Origin of the sequence: Candidatus Desulfatibia sp. (assembly GCF_036446775.1) — a bacterium.
Classification (GTDB): domain Bacteria; phylum Desulfobacterota; class Desulfobacteria; order Desulfobacterales; family UBA11574; genus Desulfatibia_A.
Genome location: NZ_JAZFTO010000226.1, coordinates 1 through 6,432 on the forward strand (window position 1 = coordinate 1; position 6,432 = coordinate 6,432).

Here is a 6,432-nt window from a genome sequence, read left to right on the forward strand (position 1 = left end):
GCTATTTTCATAGATATATCCTTTTTTGTAAAGAATCCTGGCTCTCCGAGGCGTAGGCTCTACCCTCCGGCCTGTAAGCCCTACGGGCTGGAAGCGGAGCCGGAGGCCCAGAGGACCAGGCTTTGGTTTACTCCCATAGGGATGCACCTATCTCAAATGGAGTAAATTAAATTCCAAATAACAAATAACAAATATCAAACAAATAACAATGACCAAAAGGGGAAATCCCAAATAACAAAATCCCAATAACAAATAAATTCCAATGACCGAAAAAACAAATAACAAACAAAAGAATAAAAAAAATAGTTTTAGCCCTTGTTTGGAATTTGAGACTTGGAATTTGAGATTTATTTGTAATTTGGTGCTTGGAATTTGTGATTTTAGACACAAAACTCCAAGGCAGAGCCAAATAGCTCTGACCTGGCTCTCCGAGGCGTAGGCTCTACCCTCCGGCCTGTAAGCCCTACGGGCTGGAAGCGGAGCCGGAGGCCCAAAGGACCAGGCTTTTCAAGCCTAAATAAAATCGCAAAGCGATTTTATATAATATAACACAGGATATAATCCGAGCAAGTGAGTATTCTATACTTGACGGCTTTGGTCAAGGAAGAAGGAAGAGGGTGTTATTTCTTGACTCCCCTATATATTAAATATAAATTGACTCTTTGATATTTTTGCCGCGAGCGAGTTTGGAAGAGTCGGATTCATCCTTGCGCGAGAATCCGGGAATATCCAGGCCGGCAAGCGTTTTAAGATTTGTTAAAGAGGTGATCAATGTCGAGAGTTCTGTTAACGTCGCGTTTTACTGAATATTTATTGATAATGGTGTTGGTTTTCTTTACTTCGGCCTCAAATCTTGTGGCCGGGAATGAAGACAAAAGCGAGGAGCCGCCACCCAAGCCGGTTCGAGTTGCCGTGGTAAAGCAAAAGGCGGTTTCCAACCGGATAACTCTGGTCGGGACCACGGAAGCTGTTGCAACGAGTACTGTGGCAGCAGAAGTATCCGGGGTGGTTGAATATTTCCCTGTAAAAGAAGGCGACTTTGTTAAAGAGGGAGATTTGCTGGTCAGGTTGAGATCTGATGGACTTAAGATTCGCCTGAAAGGCGCGGTGGCTGCCAGAGAGATGATCAGGGCTAAACTGGAGCTTGCTGAAAAAGAATTTAAAAGATACAGCAGGCTTAAGGATGCTGACAGTATTGCTGCCAGAAAATATGATGAGGCGCTTTATAATCACCGGGCCCTTTCCCAGGAATTGCTGCGCAGCGCAGCAGACATAGAACGTCTTGAATATGAAATAAATCAAACAAAGGTTGTTGCGCCGCTTTCAGGCTTTGTTGCCAAAGAGCATACCCAGGTCGGAGAATGGATTAAAGTCGGCGGAGCGGTGGTTGATCTGGTGGATCTTGGAAAAATTCAAATATCCGTGGATGTGCCCGAACGTTATGCGGTGATGATCATCCCTCGAAGGGAGGTCAAGGTAAGAGTAAAAAGCATTTCAAATGATCTGCAAACTGGCAGGATATATGCCGTCCTGCCTCAGGGAGATCCTGAGTCCAGAACTTTTCCGGTAAAGATAAACCTTGAAAATCCTCACTTTAAGATCAAAAGCGGCATGGAAGCCATGGTTATCTTTAAACTGGCCGACCAAAAAACCGCTTTGCTGGTTCCCAAAGATGCTGTAGTTACCGCCGGAGACAACCGGCTGGTTTTTATAGTCAACGACAATAAAGCCATAGCGGTTCCGGTCACTATCATCGGCTATTATGACGGTGACGTTGCCGTTGAAGGAAAGTTGGCGCCCGGCAACAAGGTGGTGATTCGCGGAAATGAACGCCTCCAACCCGGTCAGCCGGTGAGTGTTATAAAATAAGAATCACGAAAACACGAAAGTACGAAAGCACGAAGAAATAATCGTAATGAATAATACAAATTTCCAAGAAATCATTTTTTAAAGTGTACTGATTTTCGTGTTTTCGTACTTTCGCATTTTCGTGATGAATTTATCTTGTATCTTGAATCATGCATCATTATTTTGAACTATGAAATTAGTTGATACCGCCATAAAAAAGCCGGTTACCGTTACAGTTGGAGTGATCCTGCTGGTTATGTTCGGTTTTATTTCCCTTTTCAGAATTCCCATTCAGCTTACCCCCAACATCGATCTTCCGGAAATTTCCGTTCTTACCGATTGGCGCGGTGCCAGTCCCCTGGAAGTAGAGCGCGAGATTGTCGAAGCTCAGGAAGAAGAACTCAAGAGCATGGAAGGGCTTCAGGAAATGAAAAGCGAAAGCCGTGACGGCCGCGCTTTCATCAACCTTATGTTTGAAATCGGTACCGATAATACTGAGGCCTTGCTCAAAGTGTCGAATGAGCTCGAGAAAGTCAAAAAGTATCCGGACAACGCCGAAAAGCCGATCATAAAATCCGGAGGGAGACGTGAAAAGGCGATTGCGTGGATGATATTAGGGGCGCGGGAGGGCTATCAAGGGGTGCTCAGTCACGAATACGATTTTATCGATGAGCATGTAAAGCCGCGTATCGAAAGAATTTCAGGGGTCGCATCTTCCAACATTTACGGCGGACAGGAACGGGAAATGCAGGTAATTATTGACCCCGACGCCCTTGCCGCCCGGAGAGTAACTATTCCCGAACTAATGAGAACTTTGGATGTTGAGAACAAGAATATCAGCGCCGGTGACTTCGAAGAGGGCAAACGGCGCTATATTGCCCGCACGGTGGGCGAGTACAAGAGCGTTGAGGAAATTTCCCACGTCATCATCAAAAGGGTCAACGGCATTGCGGTTGCCGTGGGGGATGTTGCCAGGGTGGAATTAGGTTATGAGGATATTGAACTGGTGGTTCGTCATCTAGGCACTCCGACCATTGTCATGAACGCTGTACGCGAACCGGGCTCCAATGTTCTTGTCGTCATGGAAAGATTGGGGCAGGTTTTGCAGGAAATGAACAGCAGCATATTAAAAGAAAGAAATCTTGTCCTTGAACTGGTTTATAATGAAACCAGTTATATTTACAGTGCCATCAACCTGGTAAAAAAGAACATATATTTGGGGGGTACACTGGCTGTAATTGTATTGCTGGTGTTTTTAAGAAATGTTGCCAGCACGGTGATCGTGGCGGTGACTATTCCTATAAGCGTCATCGGGACTTTTTTGGTGATGACCCTTATGGGGCGCAATATCAATGTCGTCAGCCTGGCGGGTCTTTCCTTTGCCGTCGGCATGGTGGTCGATAATTCCATTGTGGTGTTTGAAAACATCTTCCGTCACCGGGAGATGGGCAAGACGCGCAGCAAGGCCGCCTATGACGGTACCGTTGAAGTTTGGGGGGCCGTTCTAGCAAGCACCCTCACTACGGCCGCTGTTTTTCTTCCCATTATTTTTATGGAAGAAGAGGCCGGACAGCTTTTCCGTGACATTGCCATTGCTATCAGCAGTGCCGTAATATTAAGCCTGATTATTTCGATTACGGTCATTCCTACACTTTCAGCCAAAATGCTGGGTAAGGTCAAGGCTAATAATCCATCACGGTCAAAGGCCGGCTTGCTTGCCGGTTTTGCAAAATGGTTTGTCGGTAACATTACAAAATTTACCTACTGGATGTGCGGGCGTGTATCGGTCCGTGTAGCCGTTGTCGTTCTGATGGTAGTTATATCGGTTGGAACCGCCTGGGTTCTGGTCCCGCAAACCGAGTACCTGCCGGAAGGAAACCGTGCAATTCTGTTTGGAATTTTGCTGCCGCCACCCGGCTATAATCTTGATGAACTCCAAGATATTGCCGAGATAGTGGAAGCGGACATATTGCCTTTAGTCGAAGTAGGTGACGAGCACAGCGAAGTCGCCGAGAAGCTGAACCTGCCGCCGGCAAGTAATTTTTTCTATGTTGCCAGGGGTCAGCAGGTCTTTATGGGGATTATTTCCAAAGTTCAGGAAAGAACTCGAGAACTGTTACCCTATGTTTACGGTGTGTTAAAAAAAATTCCCGGCATGATAGCGATTGTTCAGCAGCCCAGTCTGTTTTCACGCAATATCGGTGAGGGCCGATCCATCGAAATAGAGATCAAAGGTCCGGATCTTTCTCAATTGATAAACCTTGGACGGCAAATATACAGCAGGGTAGCCCAGGTATTGCCGGAGGCTCAGATACGACCGATCCCGGGCCTGGACCTGGGAAATCCGGAGATGCGGATCATCCCCAACCGGGATCGATTGACCCGACTCGGCATAACCACCAGTGATTTGGGGGTGACGGTGGATGTCCTGGTGGACGGCGCCAAAGCCAGCAATTACCGCCTTTTCGGTAACGAGATCGATCTGGTCGTGAAAAGCCGGGAAGGCAAGCTTGAGCGCACGCAGGATCTGGCAGGCCTCCCGGTGATAGCGCCCACCGGCGAAAAGGTCACCCTGGGCTCACTGGCTGAAATAAGTCTTGAGGAAGGGCCTACCCAGATAAACCACATCGATTCTCAACGGGCCATAACGATCCAGGTGATTCCCTCCCGGGCGATGGCTTTAGAAACCGCTATGACCATTGTCAGCGAAAAAGTGGTCGAACCGATCAAAGCCGGCGGTGCCCTGTCCAGCCTATACAGCATTAACTTAGGCGGTACCGCCGACGATTTGACGCGTACCCGGCAGGCCCTGAAGTGGAACTTTATCCTGGCGATTGCGATCAGTTACCTGTTGATGTCGGCTCTGTTTGAAAATTTTTTCTATCCCTTCATTATCCTCTTTACCGTGCCGCTGGCCGCGGCCGGCGGCTTCGTGGGTATTTTTTTATTAAATCTTTTTATTGCCTATCAACCCCTGGACATCCTGACCATGCTGGGCTTTGTGATCCTGGTCGGAACCGTGGTCAACAATGCCATCCTGATCGTCCATCAAACCTTAAATAATATGCGTGACGGCAATATGGCGCCCCGTGACGCAATTACCGAATCGGTCCGTACCCGTATCCGTCCAATTTATATGAGCGCTATTACAACCATATCGGCCATGCTGCCCTTGGTGCTTGCTCCCGGAGCAGGCTCCGAATTCTACCGGGGGCTCGGAAGTGTGGTTGTGGGCGGCCTTCTGATTTCAACGGTCTTTACCATCTTTTTAATTCCAGCCCTTTTAAGCCTTGCCTTTGATGCCGGCCAATCATTGAAAAAAAGCTTTTCCAAATCCTAAACCCGTATATATATCAGCTTCTTGTAACGCAAAGAACCTTCCAATGGTTTGGAGCTGCGGGCGTTTTATAAAATCGTAATACGATTTTATCGTAACAGCCTTTCTTTTCAGGAAATTTTGCTTGTTTGCGTTTGACATGCCCGGCGGGTGCATATATAATTTGTCATAAGGACGAAAATAAAAAATGATGGTTTATTGGTATAAAGTATGCAATAAAAATATTAATCTGATACATATCAATATTTTCGTAAATTATTTTGCTTGATATTACAAAATAAAAATAATATGATAAAATATAAAATGTCATATTATTATGAGGAAGGAGGATCCGATGCAAGTGGCAGTTAAATTGGGCAATAGAAGCCAGTTAATTATTCCCAAGAAAATCAGAGACAGACTGGGGCTTGGGCCAGGAAAAGAGGTTTTGCTAAAGACTGTTGGCAACACAGTTGTAGTAAAAGCGAGACCAGAAAATTATACTCAGTACATGTGCGGTCTTGGTAAAGATATTTGGGAGGATATTGAGCCCACCGACTACGTGAAAGGTGAGAGAGAGGCGTGGGAGAGCAAGGAATAAAAATGTATCCATTTTTAAAAAATGTTAAGAACATATTCCTCGATACTATGTTTTTTATTTATCATTTTGAAAAGGAGACGAAATTTTTAGGGCTAACTACGCAGGTACTTAGTCTTGTGGAGAGTGGTGCAATAATATGTTCCACATCATGCTTAACATTGATGGAAATATTAGCCAAACCAATGAAGAGAGGCAGAGAAGACTTAGTAGAAGATTATAAGATGCTATTTGAAACTTTTCCAAATTTAACATTAATTCCGCTTGGAACATCAGTAGCTTACATGGCTGCCTATTTTAAATCCGCATACAGTCTTAAACCGTCGGATTCAGTCCAGATAGCATCGGCGGTCGTCTCCGGTGCCGACCATTTTCTGACAAATGATAATGATTTGGTTAGCATAAAAGAGTTAAATATTTGTTACATGGACCAAATAGTAAAAAACACAAAATGACCGAGCTGTTGCGACCCTAACGGTTCTGCAATGAGAGCGCCTTAAAAGGTTCCATGTAATTAAGCAATAAAATTAATATGTTATTTATATTTCCACATGTAAGTGGCAAGGCGGAGCTGTACAATCATTCGCTAAAGTGCTGTGCCGGCACCTTGCCCCCAACTCCCGGCTCTTCGCTCTCTGCTCAAAGCTGTCACAAACTAATGCAACCAATC

General features: G+C 45.6%; 4 protein-coding genes. All 4 read left to right on the top strand.

All coding sequences use genetic code 11. The features are described 5' to 3' along the window. The first annotated feature begins 771 nt into the window (after nt 1-771). The 4 genes from V3S16_RS10800 to V3S16_RS10815 all read left to right on the top strand — a co-directional run bounded on the left by V3S16_RS10800 (nt 772) and on the right by V3S16_RS10815 (nt 6,217). Nucleotides 772-1,869: an efflux RND transporter periplasmic adaptor subunit gene (locus V3S16_RS10800; protein ID WP_413884801.1), complete on the top strand. Its 1,098-nt coding sequence runs from the start codon at nt 772-774 to the stop codon at nt 1,867-1,869. A gap of 169 nt (nt 1,870-2,038) precedes the next feature. After that, a complete protein-coding gene (locus V3S16_RS10805) occupies nt 2,039-5,188 on the top strand; it encodes an efflux RND transporter permease subunit (protein ID WP_413884803.1) in 3,150 nt (1,049 codons plus the stop codon). A gap of 331 nt (nt 5,189-5,519) precedes the next feature. Next, nucleotides 5,520-5,765, top strand: a complete 246-nt coding sequence (locus V3S16_RS10810; RefSeq protein ID WP_413884805.1) for an AbrB/MazE/SpoVT family DNA-binding domain-containing protein — start codon at nt 5,520-5,522, stop codon at nt 5,763-5,765. Continuing rightward, nucleotides 5,747-6,217: a type II toxin-antitoxin system VapC family toxin gene (locus V3S16_RS10815; protein ID WP_413884807.1), complete on the top strand. Its 471-nt coding sequence runs from the start codon at nt 5,747-5,749 to the stop codon at nt 6,215-6,217. Before V3S16_RS10810 ends, V3S16_RS10815 begins: the two co-directional genes overlap by 19 nt. The last annotated feature ends 215 nt before the right edge of the window (nt 6,218-6,432 follow it).

Bases quoted from the DNA above. Each gene is read 5' to 3' on its own strand.
- V3S16_RS10800 (WP_413884801.1), top strand. From the start codon at position 772: ATGTCGAGAGTTCTGTTAACGTCGCGTTTTACTGAATATTTATTGATA.
- V3S16_RS10805 (WP_413884803.1), top strand. From the start codon at position 2,039: ATGAAATTAGTTGATACCGCCATAAAAAAGCCGGTTACCGTTACAGTT.
- V3S16_RS10810 (WP_413884805.1), top strand. From the start codon at position 5,520: ATGCAAGTGGCAGTTAAATTGGGCAATAGAAGCCAGTTAATTATTCCC.